This window comes from Pseudonocardia oceanicola (assembly GCF_047200735.1).
In the GTDB taxonomy this organism is placed as follows: Bacteria; Actinomycetota; Actinomycetes; order Mycobacteriales; family Pseudonocardiaceae; genus Pseudonocardia.
In genome coordinates, this window is the sequence record NZ_JBJZON010000010.1 from 96,311 (window position 1) to 122,371 (window position 26,061).

Genomic DNA, 26,061 nt, shown 5'->3' on the forward strand with positions numbered 1-26,061 from the left:
GGCGTGGGTGGCGACGGTCGCCGGGGCGACCATCGCCACTCACGAGGCCGGGGTCTGCCGGTGGCGCCGCGTCGGGCGGCGGCGCAGGGACGTGGCGCGGCGGGCCTTGAGCAGGACGATCAGCCCCGTGACCGCTGCTGCGGCACCGGCGGCTCCGGCCCATACGGTGGGCGGCACCGTGCGCAGCGTCGCCTTGACGCGGGCCGGCACGTCGACGCGCTCCGCCAGCTGGTGCATGGTCGCTCCGATGTCCTCGCGCAGCTCCGCGACCTCCTGCCGGCGCCCGTCGGACAGGCGCTCGACCTCGGCGCGCAGCTCGTCCGGCGTCGCGCGGGTGCCGTCGACGACCGGACGGTCGTCCCTCTGCGGATCGGCCATGACACACCCCTTCCGTTGCCGGAGTGTTCACCGGTCCCGGACGTGTCACACCTGCCGCGCCCCGGCACCCACCGATCGGCCTACGGCGTCTCGAACCAGATCATCGGGTTGTCGGCCCGACCACGCGCCCCCTCGATCCCCAGCTCCCGGCGCAGGTCGGTCAGCGCGGCGAAGCTCTCGGGCGCCCGGCGCGGGGCCACGGTGAAGTGCGGGAGGTCCCGCTCGGCCAGCCAGTCGAGCACCGCGCCGCCCTCGCGCCGCACCCAGCGCGACCGGCCCCGGTACACCTCGTGCACCCCGACCGGCGTGCCGGACGCCAGCCGCGGGAACACCGTCCGCACGTACCAGCGGCCGAACCGGCGGGTGTGTGCCGCGTCGACCAGCAGGAAGTCGATGGTCACCGGGAACGAGTCGAGCCGGGACCGGACGTCGCCGGTGTGGACGGTCCAGCGGTCCGCGGCCAGCTCGGGCGGCACCACCGACGGGCGGGGGTTCCGCCGGAAGGAGACCAGACGCCCGCTGCCGTTGTCCCGCAGCGCGCTCAGCAGCCAGGACGAGGACCGGCCGCGGGCGGTGCCGATCTCCACGACGTGCTCCGGCCGCAGCTGCCGCACGAGCAGGTAGGTGATCTCGGCCTCGAGGTCGTCGAGGCCGCGGGCCGTGCCGTTCGTCGTGGCCGGTAGCGCGCGCTGCTGCTCGACGACCCGGACCAGGTCGGCGGCGTGGCGGCGGTACAGGCCCGCCACGAAGCCCACCCCGCCGGTCGAGATCACGGTGGTCCTCCGGGCTGGGTGGTGCGGACCCGACAACGGTACTGGCCCCGGTCAGCAGGCCGTCCTCCGGTCGGGTGATGGCAGGAGGGCCGCCATGGCCGCCGCGGACTCCTCCGCCGCCGACTCCACCGACTCCGCCGGGTCCACGGCCGGGTCCGCCGCCCACCCCGCCGTCGGGCCCCCCGCCCGGCGACCCGGCGCGCGACCCGACGCGTAGTGCTCCGCCCGCGCCGCCCGCAGCAGCTCCGCCCACGACCGCACCCCGGGCCGCGAGCGCAGCAGGGCACGCCGCTCCCGCTCGGTGGTCCCGCCCCACACCCCGAACTCCACCCGCTCGTCGAGCGCGTGGGCCAGGCACTCCATCCGGACCGGGCACGTCGCGCAGAACTGCCGTGCCCGCCGCTGCTCCGCGCCCCGCACGAACAGTTCCTCGGCGTCGGCGGTGCGGCACCGGGCGGCGACCCGCCAGTTCCACCTGCTCGCGGCTGCGTCCACCATCGTCTCCTCCGCCCCGGGCGGGCCGCTCGGCCCGCGTTCGGCAACTGGGACGGATTCTGCGAGCGTCCGGTTCCGCCCGACACCACGCAGAACTACTCAACCTGACAGAACGGTGACGCCGCGGCGGTTACCCTTGCCGACCGTGGCTCCTCCCCGTCACCTTGCCCGCCCGGTCGGTCTGCTGCTGGGCCTCTGCGTGCTCGCCGGTGTCGTCACGGCGGGGATGGCGTTTCCGTTCGTGGCGGGTGTCGGGCTGGTCAGCAACGACGCGGGGGACAGCGTCAACTCGACGTCGAGCAGCCTGGTCGAGGGCGGCCTGCCGTTGGCCACCACGCTCACCGACGACGCCGGCCAGCCGATCGCCTACCTCTTCGACCAGAACCGCACACAGGTCGCCGCGAAGGACATCTCGCCCGCGATGAAGGCCGCGATGGTCGCCATCGAGGACCGCCGCTTCTACGAGCACCAGGGCGTCGACTGGCAGGGCACCATCCGCGCCGTGGTCGCCAACTCGGCGTCCGGCGACGTCGTGCAGGGCGCGTCCACCCTGACCCAGCAGTACGTCAAGAACTACACGCTCTACGTCGAGGCGCAGACCGAGGCGGAGCGGCTCAAGGCCACCGAGCAGACGCCGGCGCGCAAGCTCAAGGAGGCGCGGATCGCCCTGCAGCTGGAGCGCCAGCTGAGCAAGGAGGAGATCCTCACCCGCTACCTGAACATCGTGTTCTGGGGCAACGGGGCGTACGGCATCGAGAGCGCCGCCCGCACCTACTTCGACACCAGCGCGAAGAACCTCACCGTGGCGCAGTCCGCGCTGCTCGCGGGCATGGTGCGCAGCACGGCGGCGACCGATCCCGTGCAGAACCCGCAGGCCGCGCTCGACCGGCGCAACCTCGTGATCGCGCAGATGCGCGAGCAGGGGATGATCGACGAGTCCCAGGCACGGTCCGCCACGTCCGAGCCGCTCGGGATCGTCCGCCCGCTGAACACGCGGCCCAACGGCTGCATCGGCGCCGGCGACGCCGGGTTCTTCTGCAAGTACGTCACCGAGTACCTCACCGAGGCCGGCTTCTCGCCCGAGCAGATCGCCCGCGGCGGCTACACCATCCGCACGACCCTGGACCGCGACAAGCTCGCCAGCGTGAAGGCCGCGCTCGACGCCGAGGTCCCGCCGGGCCAGCCGAACGTCGCGAACGTGATGTCGCTGGTCGAGCCGGGGCAGGACGCGCACAAGGTCCTCGCGATGGGGTCCAGCCGGACCTTCGGCCTCGACGCCGACGAGTGGGAGACCAGCTACGGCCTGCCCTACGAGCCGGTCAACCTGGGCGCGGGATCCGTCTACAAGATCTTCACCGCCGCCACCGCGCTGGAGAAGGGGCTCGGCATCAACTACCAGATGTCGGTCCCGCCGAGCGGCTACGCGTCGCCGATCTACGTCGACGGCGGCGGGCGGCCGATCCCCGTCGCCAACGCGGGCAGCTACCCCGAGCGGATGTCGCTGCAGGACGCGCTGGCCACCTCGCCGAACACCGCCTTCATCAAGCTGGAGGAGTTCACCGGCGTCCCGGACGTCGTCGACATGGCGGTCCGGTTGGGGATGAAGTCCCTGGCCACGACCCCGTTCGTCGACCCGGCCACCGGCCGCCGGACGGACCGCTCGATCGCCGAGGTGACCAAGGCGCAGCGGCAGGCCTCGTTCACCCTGGGCGTCACGCCGACGAGTGTGCTCGAGCTCGCCAACGTCGGCGCCACCCTCGCGAGCGCGGGCACGTGGTGCCCGCCCACGCCGATCGAGTCGGTCACGGACGCGGCCGGCAACCCGGTGGAGATCACCGAGGCGCCGTGCGAGCAGGTCGTCGAGCCGGGCCTGGCCAACACCTTGTTCACCGGCCTGAGCAAGGACGACATCATGGGTACCGCCGCCGGCGCCGCACGCCAGGCCGGCTGGGACCGACCGATGGGCGGCAAGACCGGCACCACCCAGCAGCACAAGTCCGCGGCCTTCGTCGGGTTCGTGCCGAACCTGTCGGGCGCGGTGATCACCTTCGACAACTCCAGCGCGCCCCGGCCGCTGTGCGACGGCGCCGGCTCCCCGTTCGCCTGTCGCAGCGGCAACATCTTCGGCGGCAAGACGCCGGCGGAGACGTGGTTCGGCGCGGTGAAGCCGATCGTCGACGGGACGCCGGTGCTGCCGCTGCCACCCACGGACGACCGGTACCTGACCGGCGGCGCGGAGAGCCGGGTGCCCGACGTCGTCGGCCGCGGGCAGAACGACGCGCGCGCGATCCTGGAGCGGGCGGGCTGGACGGTCACCACCCGGACGGTCGACAACCTCGCCACCCGGGGCACGGTCGTGGGGCAGGTGCCGCGTGGCACGGCGCTGCCGGGTGAGCAGATCACCCTGCAGGTCAGCAGCGGCACGGTGCCGGCCCCGCCCGCCGCGCCCGAGGCCCAGGCGCCGGGCCGGCCCGGCCCGGCCGGCGGTGAGGGACAGCCCCCGGACGAGGGCGGCCGGCCCGACGAGGGCGGCGACGGCGGCGGTGAGGGCGGCGGCAACGGCGGCGGGGGCGAGGGCGGCGGCAACGGCGGCGGGGGCGAGTAGCCCTCGGCAGCCGGCTCGACGACCCGGAGCGCTCGCACACCGCTTCCGGCTGGTGTGCGGCGCCCGCGAGTGGTGTGCGAGCGGCGGGACCGTCGACGCGCCGTCGTGACAGCAGGTGTGATCGGCTGATCGCCCTTACCATCGGCGCCCATGGCCGATGTCCACCGCGCCGACGTGCTCGTCCGGTGGGTCACCCTGCTCCCGTTCGTCCGCGGCACCGCCCCCTCCGAGCCCCGCCCGGCGAGGCCCTGGGAGACGGGCCGCCGCCGCCCCACCCGCACGACGTCGTCCGGCCCCGACGCCCCGCGACCGTCGCCCACCGCGTCGGGGCCCGCGCTGCGCGCCGAGCCCCCGCTCCACGCCGAGCCCCCGCTCCACGCCGAGCCCCCGCTCCACGCCGAGCCCCCGGTGCTCCGCCTCCCCGCCCTCGGCCCACCCCCGGTCCCTACCGACCCCCCGCCCCTCGACCTGGGCCGGGCGACTCCTGAGCCCGAGCCCGCCCCGATGGTCGACCCGCTGCTGCTCCGCGGGTTCCTCCGGGTACCCGCCGCCACCCCGGCGGCGCCGATCCGCGAGCGCCCGGGCGCGGTGATCGACGGGATCGAGCACCGGCCGCCCGTCCGGCCCGACCCGCAGATCGTCGGCCTGTCCCGGCGGCTGCGCGGGCGCGTCGGCTCCCGCGCCTTCACCCTCGTCTTCCTGGGCGTCTACCTGCTCATCCTGGTCCAGCTGATCGTCTCGCTGATGAACTCCTGAGACCGGCCGCGCGGAGCCCGCGCCGTCCTGTCGGTGCGCCCGTCTACCCTGAGGGCGTCGGCAGGGGCCGGCCCCGCTCCCGCGCGGCCCGCCGCCGACCGGCCCGGTCGAGCAGGGATCGGGGGGTGTCGCACGCGAGGGAGGTGACCCGCGATCGGCTCGGAGAGCGTTCCCGGCGGTCTGACGGGTTCCGCCGGCGCGGCACCCACCGCGCACCGCGTGCGCAGCGTCCTGGCCATCCCCGCGTTCCGCCGGCTCTGGACCGTCACGGCCTTCACCGCCACCGGCGAGTGGCTGAGCCTGCTCGCGCTGACCTCGCTCGCCACGCAGCTGACCAGCGGGTATGCGGCGCAGAGCTTCGCACTCGGCGGGGTCGTCGCCACCAAGCTGCTGCCGGCGCTGCTGCTGGGCCCGCTCGCGGGCGCGCTGGCGGACCGCTTCGACCGGCGCCGCGTGATGGTCACGTGCGACGTGCTGCGCTTCTGCCTGTTCGTCTCGATCCCCCTCGTCGGGTCGCTGTGGTGGCTGTTCGCCGCCACCTTCCTGATCGAGCTGTGCGCCATGTTCTGGATCCCGGCGAAGGACGCGTCGGTCCCCAATCTGCTCCGCCGCAAGGACCAGGTGGAGACGGCGAACCAGCTCGGCCTCGTCCTCACCTACGGCATCTCGGTGCTGATCGCGTCCGGCCTGTTCACGGTGATCTCCAGCATCGGGCACCTGCTCCCGGGCCAGGACGGGCTGACCACCGTCTACATCGCGCTGGTGCTGGACGGATGTGCCTTCCTGCTCTCCGCCGTCGTCGTGTGGTTCGGCATCAAGGAGATCTCCGGGCGCTCCACCCCGCGGGACGCCGAGGAGCAGCCGGGCCTGCTCACGCTGCTGCGCGAGGGGTTCGCCTACGTCGCGAGCACCCCGCTGATCCGCGGCCTGGTGCTCGGCATCATCGGTGCCTTCGCCGCGGGCGGTGCGGTCATCGCGTCCGCCAAGCTCTACGCGGCCAGCCTCGGCGGTGGCGACGCGGCGTACTCGGTGCTGTTCACCGCGGTGTTCGTCGGGCTCGCCCTCGGCATGGCGGTGGCGCCGCGGCTCGCGCGCCGGCTCCCGCACAACCGGCTGTTCGGCACCGCGATCGTCGGGGCGGGCGTCGCGCTGGTCGTCGTCGCGGTCTCCGGGCACCTGTTCATGGCGATCCTCGCCGTCGCGCTCGTCGGCGGGTTCGCGGGCATCGCCTTCCTCACCGGCCTCACGATCATCGGCTCCCAGGTGGCCGACGAGATCCGTGGCCGCATCGTGGCGTTCGTCCAGTCCCTGGTCCGGCTGGTGCTCCTCGGGTCGATGTCGTTGGTGCCGGTCCTGGTCGGGCTGGTCAGCACGCGTCCGGTCGATCTCCTCGGCGCGCACTTCACGGTCGACGGCACGCGGTTCGTGCTGGCCGGCGGCGGTCTCGTCGCCGCCGTCGTCGGCACCCTGGCCTACCGGCAGATGGACGAGCGCCGGCTGGAGCCGTTGCTCGGCGACCTGGTCTCGGCGCTGCGCCAGGGCGAGGTCCGCCGCGGCTCGGGCACGCTCGTCGCGGTCGAGGGCGCCACACCCGCCGAGGCGGCCGACCAGGCCGAGCGGCTCGCGCAGGCGCTGCGCGAGCGCGGGCACGTCGTCGTGGAGCCGGACGACGGGGAGCGGGACGCGTCGCGCTGGGCCGCCGCCACCCGGGAGGCCCACCTGTCCGGGGCGCGCGCCAAGGCTCTCGCCGCGGCCGCGGTCCGGGCCGACCTGGTCGAACGGGTGATCCGGCCGGCGCTCGACGAGGGCGCGGTCGTGGTCATGGACCGGTTCATGGTCAGCCCGATCGCCCAGTTCGGCGTGGCCGCGGACCGGATGGACGCCGAGCTCGAGCGCGGCGAGCTGGAGCGCCTCGCCGCCTGGGCCACCGGTCGGCTCCGGCCGGACGTCACCGTCCTGCTCGACCGCGAGGCCGCGAGCTCCGGCCCCGGCGGGGTCGCCGGGGAGGAGCACGTCCGCGTGCAGCGACTGCTCACGGGACTGGTGGCGGCCGAGCCGCACCGCTACGTGGTGGTCGACGCCGACGGGGAGCCCGAGGAGGTCGCCTCCCGCATCCTGGCCGGCGTCACCCCGTCGCTGCCGCAGTCCGCCGAGCAGCCCGCGGACCTGCCAGGATCGGCGGATCTGCCCCGGCCCACGGTCGAGCCGTGAGCGCGGGCGTCTGGCGGGACGTCGTCGGGCAGCCCGCCGCCGTCGAGGAGCTGAGCACCGCCGCGTCCACGCCCTCGGCGATGACCCATGCCTGGCTGTTCACCGGCCCGCCCGGGTCCGGCCGCTCCACCGCCGCGCGTGCCTTCGCCGCCGCGCTGGAGTGCCCCGCGGGCGGGTGCGGGGAGTGCCCGGCCTGCCACACCGTGCTGGCCGGCACGCACGCGGACGTCCGCGAGGTCGTCCCCGAGGGGCTGTCCATCTCGGTGGCCGAGATGCGCAACCTCGTGCAGCTCGCCGCCCGCCGCCCGGCCACCGGCGCCTGGCAGATCCTGATCATCACCGATGCGGACCGGCTCACCGAGGGTGCGGCGAACGCGCTGCTCAAAGCGGTGGAGGAGCCGGCGGACCGGACGGTGTTCCTGCTGTGCGCACCGTCGGACCATCCCGAGGACGTCCCGGTCACCATCCGCTCCCGCTGCCGCGTCGTCCCCCTCCGGGCCCCGGTGCCGGAGGCGATCGCCGAGGTGCTCGTGGAGCGCGACGGCATCGAGCCCGAGCAGGCCCGCTGGGCGGCATCGGTCTCCGGGGGGCACGTCGGCCGGGCCCGCCGGCTCGCCCGCGACGGGGAGGCCCGGCAGCGCCGCGAGCGGATCCTCGGTGTTCCGCTGCGGCTGCGGCACCTGGGGGACGCGTTCGCCTTCGCCGACGATCTCGTCCGCTCCGCCGAGGCCGAGGCGGCCGACGTCAGCGGCGCGCGCGACGTCGCCGAGCGCGAGGAGCTCGCGGTGGCGATGGGCGCCGGCGGCACCGGCAAGGGTGTGGCGGCGGCCGCCCGCGGGGCCAAGGCCGCCGAGCGCGAGCTGGAGCGCCGGCAGAAGTCCCGCAACACCCGCACCCAGCGGGACGCCCTGGACCGCGCACTCGTCGACCTGGCCGGGTTCTACCGGGACGTGCTGGTCGCCGGCACGGCGGCGGCCGTCGCGCTCGGCAACCCGGACCGGGAGTCGGACATCCGGCAGGCCGCACGCGAGTGGAGTCCCGAGTCCGCCCTGCGCCGGCTCGAGGCCGTGCTGGCCTGCCGGGAGGCCCTGGAACTCAACGTGAAGCCGCGGATCGCCGTCGAGGCGATGATGACCGCGTTGCAGCAGGGCTGAGCCGGTCCGCGAGACCCCGGACGCCGACGAGCTCACGCCCGCCCCCGCTCGCCGAGGACCTGATGCCGGAGCCGACGAGCTCGATTGCCGGGGGTGTGTCGGGGTAGCCCCGGGCATGGAGGACAACCACATCCGCCACGACCTGACCCGGCAGTTCGTCGCGGCCCTGCGCAAGTCCGAGCAGGACGCCGACGTCGACGACCTGACCGGCCTGTTCACCGACGACGCCGAGCTCTTCCGGCTCGACGGCGAGGGCCCCCGTCGTGGCGGGGCGCGCGAGTTCTGGGAGCAGTACCGCGCCCAGTTCGGCGAGGTCCGGACCCAGTTCACCAACGTCGTCGAGAGCGACGACGAGGCGGCGCTGGAGTGGCAGAGCACGGGCACCCGGCCGAACGGTCACGACTTCCGCTACGAGGGCTCGACCTTCGTCACCTTCGGCGAGGGCAAGATCACCAGCTTGCGCACGTACTACGACACGGCTGCGTTCGTCGACGTCCCCGCGGGGAGTCGTTAGCGGATCGGTCGCAGCCGGACCACGGCGATCCGCCGGCGCACCCCGGCCTGGTAACCGTCGTAGTACGCGCCCACCTGCCGGAAGCGCTCCCACGCCGCGTCACGCTCGGCGTCGGGGAGCGCCTCGGCGCGCACGGCCTTCCGCACGCCGTCGACCTCGATCTCCGCGAACGGCGAGGCCTGCAGGTTGAGCCACCACTGCGGCTCGTGGTCGACGCCCCCGTTCGACGCCGCGACCAGGTAGGAGCCGCCGTCGCGCAGGAAGATCAGCGGGGCGGTGTGCCGGGCGCCGCTGCGCCGGCCGGTGTGGGTGAGCAGCAGGACCTCACCGCCGCGGAACCGCCGGCCGACCTTCGTGTGCCGCACCAGCGCGGTGTGCGCCCGCCCGACCGTCCGCATGAGCGCGGTAGATCTGCGGTCCCTCGTCGTCATCGTCGCCACGTCGTCCCCTTTTTCGATAGAGCAGCGATCGTATGAATTGACTGGTGCTATGCCCAAGTCCACGGCGCGCACGTACCGCTCCGCCCTGCGCGACGAGCAGGCCCGCCGGACCCGCGGCCTGGTGCTCGACGCGGCAGCGGCGTGCTTCGGGCGCCGCGGATACGCCGCGACCACGATGAAGGAGATCGCCGCGGAGGCCGGAGTCTCACCCCAGACGGTGTTCGCCCAGGGCGGCAAGGCGGCCCTGCTGCTCGCTGCCGTCGACCGGAGTCTGACCGGCGACGACGAGGAGGTCCCGCTGCGAGCCCGCGAGGCCGTTCAGCACTTGATCCGCGCGCAGGACAAGGCCGAGAAGCTCGCGCTGCTGCGCGAGGTCACCCGGGCGACGGTGCCGCGGGTGCTCCCGATGCTGCGCGTGTTCCGCGACGCCGCCGGCGACCCGGAGATCGCGACGGCGTGGGCGGAGTACGAACGACGCCGCTACGAGGACATGCACGCGCTCGTCGCCTCGTTCGCGCCGCTGCTGCGCGACGGGCTGACGGTCGACGAGGCCACGGACGTCTACTGGTCGGTCTTCACCACCGAGACCATGGACACCTTCCTGCGCGGCCGCGGCTGGAGCATCGAGCGCTACGCGGACTGGTCCGTCGACGCCGCGGACCGGCTGCTGGCTCTGGCCGCCCACGAGCCCGGGCTCGAGCAGTGGCTGCCGGCGATCCTGCCCGGCTGACCGCGCTGAGCGGCTCTGACAGCCATCAGCGCAGCAGGCCAGCACCAGATGTGCGAGCCCGATCACCGCGAGCGTGCGGCTCGTCCGCCGCGTCGCCGGTGAACCGCCACTGCAGGAACATCCAGGCCGGCGTCACGAAGACGGTCGGGAAGGTGATCACCGCGACCGTCGCCGGCGCGGCCGAGCGGGTGGTGCGGAAGCGGTCGACGGCGAAGAAGAACGCCGCCGCCCCGAGCGCGAGCGCGTAGATGATCGCGATGGGGTCGAAGAGGAAGCAGGCGGCGAGGGCGAGCCCGCAGGTGAAGCCCACGTCCGTGTCGCCGTCGACGACGAAGCCCTGCAGCGCCACGGCCAGCAGCGACAGCGCCGCGATCCCGGACACCGACTGGCTCGCCGCGTACGCCACCGCGGGCACCGCGAACACGGGCAGGATCAGCCCCAGGACCGTCGGCAGGTCGAGGCCGCGGCGCAGCAGCTGCTCGCCCGTCAGGTGCAGGGTGACCCCGGCGAACACGGCCGCGACCACGCTGAGCGCGATCCCGCCGCCGAGCAGTACGCCGGCGAGCAGGGTCGGCAGCGGCGGATAGGCGAACTCGAGGCCCTGGGGGTCCGGCCCGCCGCCGGCGACCTGCCCGGCCTGGGTCAGGAAGGCCGCGTGCCCGGTGGAGACGAACCCGCGCAGGCCCCCCACACGCCGAGCGCGACGAGCGGCGCCGCGAGCGCCGGCCGGACGCCCCAGCGGGGCGCAGCCGTTCTCAGGCCGGCGCCGCGCGACCGTCGGGAGCACGAGCGAGTACCGGCGGCGCTTGAACGCGCCCATCATCAACACGTAGATCATCAGCCCGTTGCCGATGACGAGGTTGAACAGGCTGACCCACAGCACCCAGCCGGGGAACAGGCCCTCGAGCACCGCGGGCGGCAGCAGCAGGGATACGACGAACAGCAGGTAGAGCGGCGGGGTGCACAGGAAGGTCACCGGCGTGCCGCCGATGAGCAGCGCGAACGCCAGGGTCTGCCGCAGTCCCGCGGTGCGGATCAGCGTCACCGGCCGGGCGCTCGCCGCCGCGGCGGAAGGCGACCACGGCCTTCTTCAGCTGGTCGGCGTCGGGCTGGGCCTCGGCGTCGTAGATCACGAGGTGCTCGCCGCGGGCGAGGAAGAGCCCGACGTTGCACGCCTTGGGCTTCGTCTGCGGCTGGCCGGGCGGGATGATCAGGAAGGTGATGTTCTCGGGCGGATTCGCCGCCTTGGCGGCCTCGATCGTCTCGGTGTCGCTCTCCTCGAGCAGCAGCAGGATCGGGGCGTCCAACCGCTCCTCGGTCCGTTTCACCAGTCCCGCGGCGACCAGCACCGCCCCGATCCGCGCCCCGTCCCGGGCAGACACCTCGACCGCCCAGTCCCTCTGCTCCGCCCCTCTGCGACCAGCACGTCCTCGATCCGCATGTCCATGCCGACCGTCGTCATGATCCGAGGATCGCGGGGGCGCCCGCACCCGACATGCCTGAGCTGCGAAGAGGACCCGACCGAGTGACGGGGTGGGGGCCGGGTCGCCGGTCCGGGGGCGGTGGGTAGACTGACGTCGCACCACGCCGCCTTAGCTCAGTCGGTTAGAGCGACGCACTCGTAATGCGTAGGTCTGGGGTTCGACTCCCCAAGGCGGCTCCATTTTAGCAGGTCAGAAGCCTGTATGAAGGATCATTCCTCCGCCGCGTCATCGGCGGGGCCTCCTTTACTGACATCGTCCCTGGTCAGCGCGTCATGGCATGGCTTCCCTCGGTGCGCGTTAGTCATCGTGTGCATCAGAAGCGTGAGCGGCATGAGAGGCCGGGGCTGGGTCGCAGCCAATCAGTGATCTGGACTGATGCCGGTGATTCAGATAGCCGCAGTGAGCACATGGGCCGCGTCACCGCCGGCCCCGAGCGGTCCGGGCGCCGCGGATCGTCGGTACCGTGCCGACCCATGCGGACCGTCCGGCTGCGGATCACCATGCGGGACGTCGAACCGCGGGTCATCCGGGTGATCGATGTGCCTGCCGCCGTCACGCTGGCCGAGCTGCACCAGCTCCTCCAGGTGGCGCTCGGCTGGACTGACAGCCACCTGCATCTGTTCATGGCCGACGGGGTCCGGTACGGCGTGCCGGATCCGGATTGGGAGGACGACCTCCGGCCGCGCGACGAGGCGAGGGTCCCATTCCATGAGCTGCCGGCGCGGTTCGAGTACCTCTACGACTTCGGCGACAGCTGGGAGCACGAGGTCGAGGTCGTCGGCGCGGGTGGTGAGGGTCCGGGCTGTGTGGAGGGCGAGGGTGCCTGCCCGCCGGAGGACTGCGGCGGTGTGCCGGAGTACGAGCACCTGCTCGAGGTGCTCGCCGACCCGAGTCACGGGGAGTATGAGAACCTGCGTGAGTGGGCGGGTGAGCTTCTGGTCTTCGACCGGGAGGCGACGGACGTGCTCGTCCGGCAGACGGTCGGCCAGGTGCCGGAGAGTGTGCGGATCGTGCTGGATCTGCTCGCGGGCGGGGTGAAGCTGACGCCGGGCGGACGGCTGCCGCGTTCGGTCGTGCGGGCGGTGCAGGAGCGGCGGCCCGACTGGTACCCGCTGGACCGGCCGGCGTCGGTCGAGGAGGACCTGCCTCCGCTGGCGGTGCTGCACGACATCCTGCGCAAGGTCGGGCTGGCCCGGCTCGCCCGCGGGGTGCTGAGCCGCACTCGGGTGGCGGGCGACGATGTCGAGGTCGTCCGGCGGTTGCGCCGCTGGTTCGAGCCGGGCGGGTACGAGGAGATGCTGGCGACGACGGCGGTGGCGGTCCTCGCCGCGTCCGGTCCGCTCGCACGTGAGGATCTGCTTCGCCGGGTCGTGCCGCTGATGGGCGTCGGGTGGGGCGTCGACGGCCGGGCGTTGACCGACGAGGAGCACGAGTCGTCGTTGAGCCGGATGTCCGCGGAGCTCCGCGCGCTCGACCTCCTCAGCGGCGCGTGGCGCACCTGGGAGGCGGGGCCGTTCGCGTGCACCCTGCTGCCGCGCGCCACGATGTTGGCCTTGTTGTTCGCCGGCGAGCCGCCATGGTGACCCGGGAGGACCGTCGGGACTGGCTCCGGCAGCTGCGCGGGGCCGTGTACCGCGGGGACGGGGCGGCGATCGTCGGTCTCCTCGCTGCGGGCGAGCCGCTCCCGGTGTGGCAGCTCATTGGGGACGGGGTGGCGACGGCACTCGCTCACCGGGTCGACGGCGCGGCCAGGCTTGCCGCCGACTGTGCCACTGCCCTGCGCGGCCGGGACTGGATCGGCGACGTCGAGCTGGCCGAGCAGCTCGACGGGCTCGCGGGCACCGGTCCGATGCCGCTGCTGCGGCCGCTCAGCGTGGATCTCGAGCTGCTGACCGAGATCCTCGAGGGCGATCCGCTGACGACCCGGGGCGCGCTCGACCTGCAGACCGGCGAGGTATGGCCCCGGTTGGCGATCGAGTATGCGGAGGAGGACGGTGTGGACGTGGAGGCACCAGACTTCGAGGACGGGGATCGCTTTCGCTGGGTGGACGGCGACTCCCGCGACGGCTACCGCGACATGGTCGACTTCATCGACACCGTCGCCGACGCGCGGCTCGGGGAACGCCTCCGGGATGCCATCCGCGGCCGCGGCGCCTTCCGGCGGTTCGCCGACACGCTCGGCCGGAGCTCGCAGGACGAGCTGAGCCGCTGGTTCGAGTGGAGTGGCGAGCGCAAGCGCGGCCGGGCTCGGGCCTGGCTGGCCGACGTCGGGTGTCGGGTGGCGAGCCGCTGACGCGCCTCGACATCGCGGACGTCGAGCGGCTGGCCGATCCGGTCACCTTCGGGCGCGGCCGCGATTACGCGGAGGGAGGTGCGGTCGGGCGGGTCAGGCATGTCGCCGACGGGGTGCGGGCCACGGTGATCGGCTCGGAGCCGTACGCCGTCGAGCTGGACTTCGGGCCGGACGGCTTCGGGTTCCGCTGTTCCTGCCCGGTCGGAGTGTCGGGGTCCTTTTGCAAGCACTGCGTGGCGCTCGCGCTCGTGGCAGCGGGATCGCCGAACGACGCCCCCGATCCGCGGGCCTACCTGGAGACCCTGAGCCACGACGAGCTGATCGACATGATCCTCGACGCCGCGGGCCGCGACGAGGTCCTGCATACCCGGCTCGCGGCGGCCGCGGCGGACCCCGATGCACCGGAGTCCCTGCGACGCCTCCTGCTCGACGCGATCGTCCCGCGCGGATACGTGCGCTACGACGAGGCGTACGGCTACCTGCAGGCCGTGGACGCCGTCGTCGACCGGGTGGAGGCCTTGTTGGCCGTGGGCCGGGCGGACCTGGTCCTCGAGCTCACCGAGTACGCCGGGGACTGTGCCGAGCGGGCCGTCGAGTACGTCGACGACTCGGACGACCTGCTCGGCGGAGTCTCCGACCGCCTCGCCGATCTCCAGCTGGCGGCCTGCGGGGCGATCCGTCCCGATCCTCGCGAGCTTGCCCAGCGGCTCCACGCCCGTGAGTCGAGCGGTGGCGATCTCGCCATGTTCGACGACGCGGTGACGCGCTATGCCGACCTCCTCGGCGAGCCCGGGCTCGCCCGCTATCACGAGCTCGCCGAGCAGGAGTGGGCTGCGCTCGCCGAGCATGCCGACCTCTACGACCCGGCCCGCCTCCGCGTCCGGAGCACTCTGGAGGCGCTCGCCGCCCTCACCGGTGACGTCGATGCCGAGGTGGAGGCGATGGCCCGCGACCTCACGTCCGCCTACCAGTTCCTGCGGATCGCGGAGCGCCTCCTGCGCGAGGACCGCCACGACGACGCGCTGCAGTGGGCGGAACGCGGCCTGGAGATCCACGGTCTCACCGACGCGCGGCTGGTCGACCTCGCGGCTGCGGAGTACCACCGGGCAGGCCGCGGGGCGGCGGCGGTCGATCTGCTCCGGAGAGTGCTCGATCGCGCGCCGAATATGCCTACCTACCAACGGCTCGCGGAGTTGCGCCGGCGGGCCGGGATGTGGGCGGATCGGCGTGACGAGGCGTTCGCCCGCCTCCGCGCCGAGGTCGACCGTCGCGAACCGCCCCGGTACCGGTGGCAGCCGGCTGCCGACGCCTCGCTGCTCGTGGAGGTGCTGCTCTGGGAGGGCGGACCCTGACGCCGCCTGGGCGGAGGCGCAGCGAGGTGGCTGCTCGGGCCCAACGGTGATGCGGCTGGCCCGAGCCTGCCGGACGCTGCGGCCGCGGGAGGTGATCCCGCTCTACCAGCGCGAGATCGAGGCCGCGATCGGACACAAGAACAACTCCGCCTACGCCGAGGCCGTCGAGCTGCTCGGCGAGGTCGAGCCCTGTTCGAGGCGGACGTGTTCGCCGACCACCTCGCCGCGCTGCGCCGTACGCACCGGGCCAAACGCAATCTCATGGCCCTCCTCGCCGCGCGGGGCTGGTGACGTCGCGGGGGCGACGGCCGCCTCCCGGTCGCGATCTGCACAGCAGTCGTCGAGCCGCCTCGATCGCGATGGTCGAGCGGTGGCATGCAGGCACAATGAGCACCACGCCCGAGACCGCGGACTCGTTCGAGGTCGTCGTCAGCAGTGACGGGAGCCTGACGGTTGCGGCCGCCGAGCTGGCGCGCCATGGTGTGCGCCCGGAGCCCACCTGCGGCTGTCGAAGCCCGAGGTAGCCAGTCGTCGAGGTGGTCGTTCGGCGGGCAAGCTCGCTGGTCTGGTGCCGGACGAGGTGATCGAGGCGTGGTCACAGGCGCTCGGTGACGACCGGGCCGAGCGTCGTTCCGCACTCGGGCCCGTCGCCGGGTGAGAGTCGTCGCGGACTCACATTCGCTGCCCTACTACCTGTTCACTCCGGATCGGCTCTCGGAGCCGGCGTTCGACGCTCTGGGTAACGCCGAGGACAGCGACGGGCTCGTTCGGGCACGTCTACGACTCAGGGCGCGACCCCGAGCACGGGCAGGCCTCCACTGATCACGACCTGAGATGTCGTCTGTATGACAGGCAGATCACCGCCTCGTATGGCGGCCGTACCTGTTCCGATGAGCGGTCCGGGCGCCTCGTCCCGCCGCGTCGGAGCTACCTATCGTCGAGCCTCCGAGATCGGCATCGCGTTCTTCCCTGAAAGGTCCGCGTGGTTGTTGTGACAGTGATCGAGCGTGACACCGAGTCCGAGGCCTTCGCCCCGGCTGCGAGCGCGAAGACGGCCCAGGAGCTCTGGACGGAGCTGAACTCGTTCTACATCGCCGAGGCGTGGCTGCTCGACGACCGCAAGATGCACGAGTGGCTGGACCTGTTCACCGAGGACCTCCTCTACTTCATGCCGCGCCGCAAGAACGTGCCGAGCCGCGAGGCGCACCGCGAGGTCCCGCCCTACGGCACCGACCTGCCGTTCTTCGACGAGGACCGCAACATGATGCTGGTGCGCATCCAGCGCATGGACAGCGGCATGGCCTGGGCGGAGGAGCCGCCGTCGCGGACGCGCCACCTGGTCGGCAACCTCGTGATCGAGCGCGTCGACGAGGACGGCACGGTGCACGCCAAGACCGCGTTCATCTGCCACCGCTCGCACGCCGAGTACGACACCGCGCTGTACTCCGGGTACCGCGAGGACGTCCTGCACCCCGTCGACGGCTCGTGGAAGATCTCGCGCCGCACGATCGTGCTGGACGTCAACGTCGTCCTCGACAAGAACATGGCGATCTTCTTCTAGGAAAGAGACCTTCTCTGATGAGCGACCAGGACGACGAGCGGTGGACGACCGCCGGCCGGGTCGGCGACCTGGCCGAGGGCGATGCCGTGGTCATCACGAGCCCCGGCTGCCCGGTCCGGGCGCTGTTCCTGGCCGGGGGCGACTACTACGCCCTCGACGACGTGTGCTCGCACGGGAAGTCCTCCCTCTCGGAGGGGTTCGTCGAGGGCACCTCGGTGGAGTGCGTCCTGCACGGCGCGCTGTTCGACCTGAGGACGGGCAAGGCGCTCACGATGCCGGCCACGGTCCCGATGACCACCTACCCGGTGCGGGTGAGCGACGGCGAGATCCTCGTCCGCGACCGTCCCCACGAGAACTGAGCACGCCGAAATTCCCCGAACTTGCGAGAGGTGACTGCGGTGGCAGGAACGAAGTACGAGATCCTCGACCCCGAGACCGGCTGGCTCGACCCGTCGATCTACACCGACCCCGACATTTACCGTCAGGAAATGACCAACATCTTCGGTCGGGCGTGGCTGTTGATCGGTCACGAGAGCCTGATCCCGAACCCCGGTGACTTCTTCCACACCTACATGGGTGAGGACCCCGTCATCCTGTCCCGCGGGAGCGACGGCTCGATCAACGCCCTGCTCAACATGTGCCGCCACCGCGGGGCGCGGCTCGTGCGGGCCGACGACGGCAACTGCAACAACTTCGTCTGCAGCTACCACGCCTGGACCTACGACCTGGACGGCAAGCTCGAGTACGTGCCGGGCGAGCAGGAGGTCTACTACGGCGAGCTCGACCGGTCCAAACTGGGTCTCAAGCGCGCCCGGGTGGCCACCTACGCCGGCCTCATCTTCGCCACGTGGGCTGAGGACGCCCCCAGCCTCGAGGACTACCTGGGCGACGCCCGGTGGTACCTGGACATGGAGTTCAACCGCAGCGGCAGGGGCACCTACGCGGTGGGCCCGCACAAGTGGATCCAGCCGATCAACTGGAAGACCGCGGTCGACAACTGCTCCGACTGGTACCACGTACCCGTGTCGCACGCCTCGGCGGCCAACGCCATGTTCCGGGTGCTGGGAACCCCTCGGTTCACCCAGGACCGACTCTTCAACATGCACGGCCGGGCGGCGTTCGTGAACGGGCACCAGGTCCAGTACTTCAAGATGCCCGAGGACAACCTGTCCGGCGAGTCGATCCCGACGGCCACCGCCGAGGAGCAGACGGCCGAGGCGGTCGAGCGGCTCGGCGAGTTCCGGGCGAAGTCCGTCGTGCTGGGCACCCACAGCCTGTTCCCCAACACGGTCCTGGGCTTCCGGCTGGCGATCCCGCGCGGCCCGCTCAAGACCGAGTTCTGGCACTTCGCCCTGGCCAGCCACGCCGACACGCCGGAGCAGCAGCGGGAGGTCCTGCGCGTCCACACCGCGCGCAACGGCGTCACCGGGCACTTCGAGGCCGACGACGTCGACAACTGGCGGCAGGTCTCGGAGTCGGGCCTCTCGGGGACCTACCGCGAGATGGGGCAGCGGGTGAACCTCGGCATCGGCCACAGCCACACCGACGACGTCTTCCCCGGCCAGCTCTCGGACAAGTTCGTGTCCGAGAACAACCACCGGTTCTTCTACCAGCGCTGGCAGGAGTTCATGAACGCCGATTCGTGGGCCGACATCTCCCTCGACCCGCAGAAGGCCCAGTACGAGGGCACCGCGGGGATGAACGAGTAGCGCGAGCACCGGCCCACGACGCCGGCGGTTCGGGGGTGGACCCCGAACCGCCGGCGTCATCGTGTCGGGCCGGGAGTTACGACGCGAGGGGGCGGGCCGGCCGGGGCAGCTTGCGCAGGTCGGTGGTCGGGTCCGCCAGTGCCGCGGGGTCGACGACGACGCCTGCTGCGATGAGCCGCATCGCGGCCCGCACCTCGCGCCCGCGATTGACGGCGAACACCCCGCGGACCACGCCGTCGCGCACGTGGAACGCGCTGAAGTCCCAGCCGTCCCGGTCGCCGCGGATGACGACGTCGACGCTCGCGTCGAGCATCCCGGCGATCTGGATGTTGTGTTCGAACTGGTCGGACCAGAACCAGGGCACGTCGCGCGCCGGCACCTCCTGTCCCAGGATCGCCGCCGCCGCGACGTCGGCCTGCTCCTGTGCGTTCTGGAACGACTCGAGGCGGACCATGCCCTGGCCGTGCCACCCCGGCTGTAGCGTGACGTCGCCCACCGCGAAGACGCCCGGATTGCTCGTCGCGGCCCGCTCGTCCACGTGGACGCCCCCGGCCACGGCGAGGCCGGCCGCCTCGGCGAGCTCGGTGGCGGGCTCGATCCCGACGCCGACCACGACGACGTCGGCCGGGATCCGGTCGCCGCCGCCGATCTCGACCTCGCGCACCCGGTCGTCGCCCAGGAAGCGGTGCACGCCGGTGCCGAGGCGCACGTGGGCACCGCGCCGGGCGTGCTCCTCGAGCACGAACGGGCCCCAGACCGGCCCGAGGGAGCGGGCGAGGGGGACCGGAGCGTGCTCCAGTACGGTCACCTCGCAGCCCACGCCCAGCGCGGTGGCGGCGACCTCGGCCCCGATGAAGCCGGCGCCCACCACCACGACCCGGGCGCCGGCGACGAGCTCGCCGCGCAGCGCCAACGAGTCCTCGATGGTGCGCACCTCGTGAATGCCGCCGAGCTCTTCGCCCTCGGCGCCCAGCCTGCGGCCGCGACCACCCGTGCCGAGGACGACGGCGTCGGCCCCGAGGCGCGTCCCCGCCGACAGGGCGACCGCCGACTCGGCCGGCACGATCTCGTCGACCCGCTGACCGAGGCGCAGGTCCACGTCGATACCGGCCCAGTCGATCGGGAGGACGAGCTCGTCGGGTTCCTGCGCGCCGCTGAGCACCTGCTTGGACAACGCCGGACGCTCGTACGGCGGCGTCGCCTCGGCCCCCACCAGGGTGATGCGCCCTTCGAACCCGCGCGAGCGCAGCGACCGGGCTACGGTCCCGCCCGCCAGGTTCGCCCCGGCGATCACCACCGACTTCGGCGTCATGAACGCGCGCCCGGGGTCGTGCGGATGGCGGCCCGGAAGATCGTGCTCATCATGCACTCACGCTACGGACGAGTGTCGCCGTGACCCACCGTCCCGGTCCGGTGGCCGGACCCGGTCCGGCGATCGCCGACGGTCCATCGAGCGGATCACCGTCGTTGACCGCGCGACGATGCCGGGGGACAGTCGCGCTCGCCGATCTCTCTGGAGGTGCCCCGTGGGTCTGCTCGACGCCCCGCCGCAGTTCGCCCGCTCGACCACGGGTCCGGACGGGCCGGTGCACTACGTCGCCGTCGGCGACGGTCCACCGCTGGTCCTCGTCGCGGCGTGGGGCCCACAACCCGGCACCACGGCCTGGCTGACCTACGCCGGCGTCCTCGAGCGGCTGGGCGCCGGCTGCCGGTGCATCGCGGTGGACCTGCCCAACTTCGAGCGGACCGGGCCGCTGACCTTCCACGAGCCGGCGCACGATCCCGCCGCCCGCGCGGTGGCGGCGGCCATGGACGCCGAGGGGATCGCCGCGGCGCCCGTCGTCGGGACGTCGATGGGGCGACCACCGGGATCGTCCTCGCGCTGAGTTCGCCCGAGCGCGTCACCGGCTTGGTCGTCGGTGCCTGCCACGCCTCGACGGGCGGTGACCCCTACCTGCTCGCACCGTTCCCGTCCGAGTCGGGGGTCGCCGCCGCCGACCTCGGCGAGGCACCCGACGACGAGGGCGCCCTGCGGCGGTTCCTGCGCACGCTGTTCCACGACCCCGCGATGGTGACCGACGAGCTGGTGGCCGACACGATGGCCTTCCGCAAGGAGCACCCCGAGCACCTGCACGCCGGGGCGGCGGCCGTGAGCGTGGCCCACAGCAACATGGCGCTCCTGCCGGAGATCGCGGTCCCGATGCTGGTGATCCACGGCCGGGTCGACCGCATGGTGCCGTTCGAGCAGGGCCTGATGATCAGCAGCTAGTGCCGCAGGCCGACCTGGTGGCCCTCAATCGCTGCGGCCACTGGCCCTCGGTCGAGCGGCCCGCCGAGTTCGCCGACCAGGTCGAGCTCTTCCTCCGGCGCAACGGGCTCTGAGGACCGGTCAGCGCAGGCGACCGGCCAGCAGCTCAGCGCCGCGAGCGTCGTCGCCGCGGCGCACACCCCGGCCAGCGCGCCGACCCCGGACCCGAGCAGCCCGATGACCGGAGTGGCGAGCGCGGCGATCCCGAACTGAGCACCGCCGAACAGCGCCGAGGCGGCGCCGGCGGAGTCGCCCCCTCACGCTGCACCGAGGTGATCACCGCTGGGGTCACAATCCCCATGCCGATCATGAAGACGGTGAAGGAGATCCACGCGACGGCGAGCCCGTCGACCCCGCACAGCCAGGTCACCAGGAGCAGGAGCGTCCCGCCGAGGGCGACGAGCACGCTCGCCCGCAGCAGGTCGTCGACCCCGAACCGCCGGGCCAGCCTGCCGAAGACGAACCCCGCACCGACCATCCCGACGCAGCTGCTGCCGAACATGACGCCGTAGCCGGTGGGCGACAGGCCGTAGATCTCCTGGAACACGAACGTCGCACCGGAGATGAAGGCGAAGAGCGCACGGGGTGAAGGTGCCGGCTGCGAGGTAGCGGGGGAACGACGGCCGCAGCGCGAGCCGCCCCATCGCCGCCAAGCTGTGGTGGATCCCCCCCCGGACGTCCTGCGCTCCCGCGGGAGGGACTCCGGGACGAACGCGAGGATGCCGACGAGGAGTACGGCACCGATGCCCGCGAGCACACCGAAGACGGTCCGCCACCCGGCCAGCCCGACGATCACGCCCCCACGAAGGGGGCGAGGACCGGGGCGACGCCGGACACCATCGCCATGTAGCTGAAGTAGCGCGGGACCTCCTGCAGCGAGAACCGGTCCGCGAGCACCGCCCGCGACAGGACGACGCCCGCGGCGCCGAGCAGGCCTTGGAAGAAGCGTGCCGCGACCAGCACGCCGACCGATGTCGCCACCGCGCACAGTAGCGAGAACGCGATGTACCCGACCGTGCCCACCAGGAGCAGGGTCCGCCGACCGCGCGAGTCGCGGAGCGGCCCGATCACCAGCTGACCGGTTCCGAGGCCGATGAGGAACGCCGTGAGGGTGAGCTGGACCTCGACGTCGCCCACCCCGAACCCCTGCGCCATCTCGGGCAGGCCGGGGATCTACATGTCGATCGACAGCGGTGCCGTTCCGGCCATCAAGCCCAGGACCGCGATCAGCACCCAGCGGTGGCGCCGGCGGTGCGGGTGATCAGCGGTGGGTGCCGGGGTGGACGACGTGGTGGGGACGGCGCCGATCGTGCCGTCGGACATGGGGATCTCCTGCTCTCGGACGCACGGCCACCCCTCGGTGCCGGAGCACCGAGGGGCGTCCGCGTGGATCGGGCGCGCTCAGTTCGACGTCGTGTAGTCCAGCGTGTCGAAGGTGATCTGCCGGTCGGCCGGGGGCACGTACTGGCCGATCGTCTCCTTGGTGACGAACGTCGACTTGAGGACCGTGTTCTTCGGCGCCGTACCGTTGAGGACCTCGTTGGCCAGCTTCACGAACAGCCACCCAGCCTCCGGGTTGTTGGGGTCCCATGTGCCGGTGAGGCGACCTTCCTGGACCGCCTTCACGGCGTCGGCGTCACCGTTGGAACCGGTGACGACCACCCCGTCGTTGCTCATGTCGTAGACGGTCTTGCCTGCCGCGATCACGGCGGCCGAGGCCCCGAGCGCCGAGGCGTCGTTGTACGCCCACACACCGCCGACGTCCGGGTAGCGGGTGAGCAGGTCGGCAACGAGCTTCTGCGCGCCCGCCGCCTGGTCGGTGGTGTTCGACACGTGGCTGACGATATTCAGCCCGGCCGCCTTCGCCGCCTCGGTGAAGCACTTCACCACGGCGTCGATCGACGGGACGCCGTCGAGACCCACCGTGATGATGTCACCACCCGGGTGCGCCTTGGCGTACAGCGCGGCGGACTGTTCCATGGGCCCGCCGGGCGCGCAGGTCGAGGACTCCTGCCAGAGGGTCGCCGAGATCCCCTCGCCCTCGGAATTGACGCCGACGATCGGGATGCCCGCGTTCTCCGCCTGCTTGTAGATGCCGACCGTCGCACCCGGGTCGAGCGTCCACGAGCCGACCACGTCCATCTGCCGCTGGATCATCGTGGTGATGTTGGAGATCTGCGTGCTGGGGTTGATGTTCGAGTCGTACATCGTGTACTCCCAGCCGACCGACGCCGACGCGGCCTTCGCGCCCGAGTCGAACTGCTGCTGGCCCGGCTGGGCGGCGACCGGGGCCGCGTAGCCGAACTTGGTCCCGGCTTTGAAGCTGCCGTCGCCGGTACCCGAGGCGGCCGAGCCGCTCCCGGAGGTGGTGGGTGCGGTCGACGAGCTGCAGCCCGTCAGTGCCAGCACCAGGGCGGCACCCGCTGCGGCCGCTGCGGCCAGTGTCTTTCTCACGCGAATCTCCAGATGTGGTTCGGGGACCGGGCGGTGGGAGCGCTTCGGATCGATCTGGTCGTGCAGCCGGCCCGGTGCGCGGCGCAGGATCGCCACGGGCCGAGGTAGGAGGTCCGCTCAGCCGACCTTGGTCGTGATGGCCTTGCGTCGCAGCCGGATCCCGCGATCACGCAGGACACCGATGCCGACCGCGAGGATGAGGATGGCGCCGTTCACGGTGCCCTGCCAGAACGCCGGGATCTCGCTCAGCGTCATGCCGTTCTGGATCACGCCGAGGAACAGGACACCGATCATCGTGCCGAGCACCCCGCCCTCGCCACCGGTGAAGGCGGTACCGCCGATCAGCACCGCGGCGATCGCCGTCATCAGCAGGGTGGGGTCGGATGCCGCGGCGGCGCCGGTGAGCCGCCCCACGGAGACCATCCCCGCGAGCCCGGCGGCGAGGCCCGCGATAAGGAAGACGAACAGCACCATCATCGCGGTGTTGATGCCGTTCAGCCGCGCGGCCTCGGGGTTGGAGCCCATGGCGAACAGCGAGCGGCCGAAGGCGGTGTAGCGCAGCACGAACGCCGCCACGAGGAGCACGACTGCGTCGAAGATCATGAGCAGCGGGATCGGCCCGACGGTGCCGTTGACGAACTGGTAGATCGGGTCGAAGCCCGGGGTGTCGTAGACGCTGATCGTCGCGCCCGTGTTCACGATCAGCGCGAAGCTGGCGAGGATCGACATGAACCCGAGCGTGACGACGATCATGGAGATCTTCACGTAGCTGATCAGGACGCCCTGGACCAGGCCGATCACCAGGCCCGCGAGGATCGGCGACGCGATCGCGACCCAGGCCGGGAGCCCGGCCTGCAGCGCTAGCCCGAGCACCATGCCGGTCGCGCTCAGCGCCGACGCGGCGGACAGGTCGAAGCCACCACCGATGATCACGAAGGTGGCACCCAGCGCCAGCAGCAGGATCACGCTGTTGGACGCGACGATGTTGGTGATGTTGCCCCAGCTGAGAAACACCGGCTGGGTCAGCGCGAGGTACACGCAGACCACCACCAGCGCGATGACGACTCCGGTGAAGCGACCGAGCGACAGGCGCGGGCGGCGCCTGGCGGGCGCGACGTCCGCCGGCGAGGTCTCCGCGGAGAGGACGGGATCCTTGTCCAAGAGAGTCATGACGATCCTTCTCGAGAGCGGTGCGACTAAGCGGCGGCGGGCTGCGGGCGCCCGGACACGGCAACTGCGGCAACGGTCTCCTCGTCGAGACCCTCGGCGGCGAACTCGGCGTGGACGCTGCCGCGGTGGAACACGATGACGCGATCGGCGAGGCCGAGGATCTCCGGGAGCTCCGAGGAGATCAAGACGACGGCGGCGCCCTTGCTGACCTGCTCCTGCAGCAGTGCGTACACCTGGCTCTTCGAGCCGACGTCGATGCCGCGGGTGGGCTCGCTGAGGACGAAGACGGTGCAGCCCCGCGCGAAGGTGCGCCCCAGCACCACCTTCTGCTGGTTACCGCCGGACAGCGTCGAGATCCTGACGTTCTCGTTGGTGGCGGCCACGCCGTAGCGTGTCATGCCGTCCCGCACGAGCTTGGCCTCCTGACGGACCCGCAGCACGCCGAGCTTGGACAGTGTGCCCCGCCAGGCAAGCGCGAAGTTCTCGGCCACGCTGCGGTTCGGCAGGATCGCCTGACCCTTCCGGTCGTCGGGGACATAGCCGACCCCGTTGCTCACGGCCTGACGCGGGTTGGTGATGGAGACCTCCCGGCCTCCGACCTCAACGGAGCCCTCGGAGGGGATCGCGCCGCCCAGGGCCATCCCGAGCTCCGCCTTGCCCGACCCCACAAGGCCGGCCACGCCGAGGATCTCTCCGCGGCGGACCTCAAACGAGGTGGGAAGCAGCGCGCCGTCCAGGGTGTGCAGGTCGGTGACCTTCAGCGCGACGGCGTCCGGGGTGACGTCGCGGGAGCCGAAGTAGTCGGCGAGGTCGCGGCCGACCATGAGGCGCACCAGGGCGTCCTCCGGGGTCTCCGGCAGTGGCACGGTCCCCATCAGCCTGCCGTCCCGCAGCACCGACGCGACCGAGCACGAGCGGTACAGCTCCGGCATCCGGTGCGAGATCATCAGCACCCCGACGCCGCGGTCGCGCTGCTCCTCGACGATCTCCAGCAGGCGGTCGGTCGCGGCCTCGGAGAGCGAGCTCGTGGCCTCGTCGAGGATGAGCAGGCGTGCGTTGCTGGAGATCGCCCGTGCGATCTCGATCTCCTGCTGCAGCTCGAGGCTGAGGTCGCGCACCGCAGTGCGCGGGTCAACGTGTACCCGCAGGTCGTCGAGGACGGCCTGGGCCTCCCGCACACACCGGTCCCAGTCCATCGTCCCCCAGCGAGTCCGCGGCATGCGCCCGAGGAAGATGTTTTCCGCCACCGACAACGACGACGCCAGGGTCAGTTCCTGGCTGATCGACACGATCCCCAGCGCGAGGGCCTTGGCCGGTTTCGTGACCACCGTGGGCACACCATCGATCTCTATCGTGCCCGCGTCGGGCTGGTGGCTGCCGTTCACGATCTTCGCCAGCGTCGACTTCCCCGACCCGTTCTCCCCGGTGAGCGAGTGCACCTCGCCGGCGTTGATGTCCAGTGACACGTCGTCGAGCGCTCGCACGCCGGGGAAGGACTTGGAGATCCCGGTGAGCCGGATGAAAGGCGCCGTGCTGTCGGTCATCTCGTGTCCCCTCTCGTTCGGCGGCCAGGGAGTGTCTCCGAAGTGGAAGGACCTGCCCTCGGGGGACATCCTGAGTCGGCCCGCCTCGAGCGCGTGCCGGACGCGTTCCGCTAGCCGGACCTCCGACGTG

General features: G+C 72.3%; 25 protein-coding genes, 1 tRNA gene and 2 pseudogenes. 17 read left to right on the forward strand and 11 right to left on the reverse strand.

Annotated elements, in window-relative coordinates:
- Positions 1 to 39: 39 nt before the first annotated feature.
- The 3 genes and pseudogenes from ACL02T_RS16530 to ACL02T_RS16540 form a co-directional block, all read right to left on the reverse strand.
- Positions 40 to 378: a DUF3618 domain-containing protein gene (locus ACL02T_RS16530; protein WP_412831609.1), complete on the reverse strand. Its 339-nt coding sequence runs from the start codon at positions 376 to 378 to the stop codon at positions 40 to 42.
- 80 nt (positions 379 to 458) lie between these two features.
- On the reverse strand, positions 459 to 1,151 hold the full coding sequence (locus tag ACL02T_RS16535) for a class I SAM-dependent methyltransferase (RefSeq protein WP_412831610.1): 693 nt from the start codon (positions 1,149 to 1,151) through the stop codon (positions 459 to 461).
- Positions 1,152 to 1,367: 216 nt separating this feature from the next.
- A pseudogene (locus ACL02T_RS16540) lies at positions 1,368 to 1,649 on the reverse strand (WhiB family transcriptional regulator); the annotation flags it as partial.
- A 142-nt stretch (positions 1,650 to 1,791) separates the two neighbouring features.
- On the opposite strand from ACL02T_RS16540, the gene ACL02T_RS16545 reads away from it, so the two are divergent.
- The 5 genes from ACL02T_RS16545 (at position 1,792) to ACL02T_RS16565 (ending at position 8,886) form a co-directional block, all read left to right on the forward strand.
- A complete protein-coding gene (locus ACL02T_RS16545) occupies positions 1,792 to 4,251 on the forward strand; it encodes a penicillin-binding protein (RefSeq protein WP_412831611.1) in 2,460 nt (819 codons plus the stop codon).
- A 150-nt stretch (positions 4,252 to 4,401) separates the two neighbouring features.
- On the forward strand, positions 4,402 to 5,007 hold the full coding sequence (locus ACL02T_RS16550) for a hypothetical protein (RefSeq protein ID WP_412831612.1): 606 nt from the start codon (positions 4,402 to 4,404) through the stop codon (positions 5,005 to 5,007).
- Positions 5,008 to 5,226: 219 nt separating this feature from the next.
- A complete protein-coding gene (locus tag ACL02T_RS16555) occupies positions 5,227 to 7,218 on the forward strand; it encodes a bifunctional MFS transporter/dTMP kinase (RefSeq protein WP_412831613.1) in 1,992 nt (663 codons plus the stop codon).
- Positions 7,215 to 8,372: a DNA polymerase III subunit delta' gene (locus tag ACL02T_RS16560; RefSeq protein ID WP_412831614.1), complete on the forward strand. Its 1,158-nt coding sequence runs from the start codon at positions 7,215 to 7,217 to the stop codon at positions 8,370 to 8,372. The genes ACL02T_RS16555 and ACL02T_RS16560 overlap by 4 nt, the downstream gene beginning before the upstream one ends.
- Positions 8,373 to 8,487: 115 nt before the next feature.
- Complete coding sequence (locus ACL02T_RS16565) at positions 8,488 to 8,886, forward strand: nuclear transport factor 2 family protein (RefSeq protein WP_412831615.1); 399 nt, start codon at positions 8,488 to 8,490, stop codon at positions 8,884 to 8,886.
- Here ACL02T_RS16565 and ACL02T_RS16570 read toward each other — a convergent pair.
- The gene (locus tag ACL02T_RS16570; RefSeq protein WP_412831616.1) at positions 8,883 to 9,284 is read right to left on the reverse strand and encodes a nitroreductase/quinone reductase family protein; all 402 of its coding nucleotides are present in this window, start codon (positions 9,282 to 9,284) and stop codon (positions 8,883 to 8,885) included. The two genes, ACL02T_RS16565 and ACL02T_RS16570, sit on opposite strands and share 4 nt — an antisense overlap.
- A 91-nt stretch (positions 9,285 to 9,375) precedes the next feature.
- On the opposite strand from ACL02T_RS16570, the gene ACL02T_RS16575 reads away from it, so the two are divergent.
- A complete protein-coding gene (locus tag ACL02T_RS16575) occupies positions 9,376 to 10,056 on the forward strand; it encodes a TetR/AcrR family transcriptional regulator (protein WP_412831617.1) in 681 nt (226 codons plus the stop codon).
- 25 nt (positions 10,057 to 10,081) lie between these two features.
- Here the strand turns inward: ACL02T_RS16575 and ACL02T_RS16580 are convergent, their stop codons facing one another.
- The gene (locus ACL02T_RS16580; protein WP_412831618.1) at positions 10,082 to 11,101 is read right to left on the reverse strand and encodes a hypothetical protein; all 1,020 of its coding nucleotides are present in this window, start codon (positions 11,099 to 11,101) and stop codon (positions 10,082 to 10,084) included.
- Here ACL02T_RS16580 and ACL02T_RS16585 point away from each other — a divergent pair.
- From ACL02T_RS16585 to ACL02T_RS16620, 8 genes are all read left to right on the forward strand, one after another.
- Positions 11,085 to 11,585 carry a hypothetical protein gene (locus tag ACL02T_RS16585; RefSeq protein ID WP_412831619.1) on the forward strand — a complete coding sequence of 167 codons (501 nt, stop codon included), beginning with the start codon at positions 11,085 to 11,087 and terminating at the stop codon, positions 11,583 to 11,585. The two genes, ACL02T_RS16580 and ACL02T_RS16585, sit on opposite strands and share 17 nt — an antisense overlap.
- Positions 11,586 to 11,642: 57 nt before the next feature.
- Positions 11,643 to 11,719: transfer RNA gene (locus tag ACL02T_RS16590), tRNA-Thr, on the forward strand.
- 294 nt (positions 11,720 to 12,013) lie between these two features.
- Positions 12,014 to 13,123 (forward strand): plasmid pRiA4b ORF-3 family protein, encoded by a 1,110-nt coding sequence (locus ACL02T_RS16595; protein ID WP_412831620.1) that lies wholly within the window; start codon positions 12,014 to 12,016, stop codon positions 13,121 to 13,123.
- The gene (locus ACL02T_RS16600) at positions 13,117 to 13,833 is read left to right on the forward strand and encodes a UPF0158 family protein (RefSeq protein WP_412831621.1); all 717 of its coding nucleotides are present in this window, start codon (positions 13,117 to 13,119) and stop codon (positions 13,831 to 13,833) included. Before ACL02T_RS16595 ends, ACL02T_RS16600 begins: the two co-directional genes overlap by 7 nt.
- On the forward strand, positions 13,812 to 15,185 hold the full coding sequence (locus tag ACL02T_RS16605) for an SWIM zinc finger family protein (RefSeq protein ID WP_412831622.1): 1,374 nt from the start codon (positions 13,812 to 13,814) through the stop codon (positions 15,183 to 15,185). The genes ACL02T_RS16600 and ACL02T_RS16605 overlap by 22 nt, the downstream gene beginning before the upstream one ends.
- 982 nt (positions 15,186 to 16,167) lie before the next feature.
- Positions 16,168 to 16,746, forward strand: a complete 579-nt coding sequence (locus tag ACL02T_RS16610) for an aromatic-ring-hydroxylating dioxygenase subunit beta (protein WP_412831623.1) — start codon at positions 16,168 to 16,170, stop codon at positions 16,744 to 16,746.
- A 17-nt stretch (positions 16,747 to 16,763) separates the two neighbouring features.
- Positions 16,764 to 17,105 (forward strand): bifunctional 3-phenylpropionate/cinnamic acid dioxygenase ferredoxin subunit, encoded by a 342-nt coding sequence (locus ACL02T_RS16615; protein ID WP_412831624.1) that lies wholly within the window; start codon positions 16,764 to 16,766, stop codon positions 17,103 to 17,105.
- 39 nt (positions 17,106 to 17,144) lie between these two features.
- Positions 17,145 to 18,455, forward strand: coding sequence for an aromatic ring-hydroxylating oxygenase subunit alpha (locus tag ACL02T_RS16620; RefSeq protein WP_412831625.1), 1,311 nt, complete (start codon positions 17,145 to 17,147; stop codon positions 18,453 to 18,455).
- Between the two features lie 76 nt (positions 18,456 to 18,531).
- Here ACL02T_RS16620 and ACL02T_RS16625 read toward each other — a convergent pair whose 3' ends face one another.
- On the reverse strand, positions 18,532 to 19,767 hold the full coding sequence (locus ACL02T_RS16625; protein WP_412831626.1) for an NAD(P)/FAD-dependent oxidoreductase: 1,236 nt from the start codon (positions 19,765 to 19,767) through the stop codon (positions 18,532 to 18,534).
- 214 nt (positions 19,768 to 19,981) lie between these two features.
- Here ACL02T_RS16625 and ACL02T_RS16630 point away from each other — a divergent pair, with 214 nt between their 5' ends.
- The 3 genes from ACL02T_RS16630 to ACL02T_RS16640 are packed head-to-tail and all read left to right on the forward strand — an operon-like array spanning position 19,982 to position 20,837.
- The gene (locus ACL02T_RS16630; protein ID WP_412831627.1) at positions 19,982 to 20,341 is read left to right on the forward strand and encodes an alpha/beta fold hydrolase; all 360 of its coding nucleotides are present in this window, start codon (positions 19,982 to 19,984) and stop codon (positions 20,339 to 20,341) included.
- A gap of 23 nt (positions 20,342 to 20,364) precedes the next feature.
- A complete protein-coding gene (locus tag ACL02T_RS16635; RefSeq protein ID WP_412831628.1) occupies positions 20,365 to 20,724 on the forward strand; it encodes an alpha/beta hydrolase in 360 nt (119 codons plus the stop codon).
- Positions 20,724 to 20,837 (forward strand): alpha/beta fold hydrolase, encoded by a 114-nt coding sequence (locus tag ACL02T_RS16640; protein WP_412831629.1) that lies wholly within the window; start codon positions 20,724 to 20,726, stop codon positions 20,835 to 20,837. Before ACL02T_RS16635 ends, ACL02T_RS16640 begins: the two co-directional genes overlap by 1 nt.
- Positions 20,838 to 20,869: 32 nt before the next feature.
- Here the strand turns inward: ACL02T_RS16640 and ACL02T_RS16645 are convergent.
- From ACL02T_RS16645 to ACL02T_RS16665, 5 genes and pseudogenes are all read right to left on the reverse strand, one after another.
- Positions 20,870 to 21,918: pseudogene (locus ACL02T_RS16645) on the reverse strand (MFS transporter).
- Positions 21,919 to 21,936: 18 nt separating this feature from the next.
- Positions 21,937 to 22,086, reverse strand: coding sequence for a hypothetical protein (locus ACL02T_RS16650; RefSeq protein ID WP_412831630.1), 150 nt, complete (start codon positions 22,084 to 22,086; stop codon positions 21,937 to 21,939).
- 78 nt (positions 22,087 to 22,164) lie between these two features.
- Positions 22,165 to 23,217, reverse strand: coding sequence for a sugar ABC transporter substrate-binding protein (locus ACL02T_RS16655; protein ID WP_412831631.1), 1,053 nt, complete (start codon positions 23,215 to 23,217; stop codon positions 22,165 to 22,167).
- 117 nt (positions 23,218 to 23,334) lie between these two features.
- Positions 23,335 to 24,387: an ABC transporter permease gene (locus tag ACL02T_RS16660; RefSeq protein ID WP_412831632.1), complete on the reverse strand. Its 1,053-nt coding sequence runs from the start codon at positions 24,385 to 24,387 to the stop codon at positions 23,335 to 23,337.
- A gap of 26 nt (positions 24,388 to 24,413) precedes the next feature.
- On the reverse strand, positions 24,414 to 25,931 hold the full coding sequence (locus ACL02T_RS16665) for a sugar ABC transporter ATP-binding protein (RefSeq protein WP_412831633.1): 1,518 nt from the start codon (positions 25,929 to 25,931) through the stop codon (positions 24,414 to 24,416).
- Between the last annotated feature and the right edge of the window lie 130 nt (positions 25,932 to 26,061).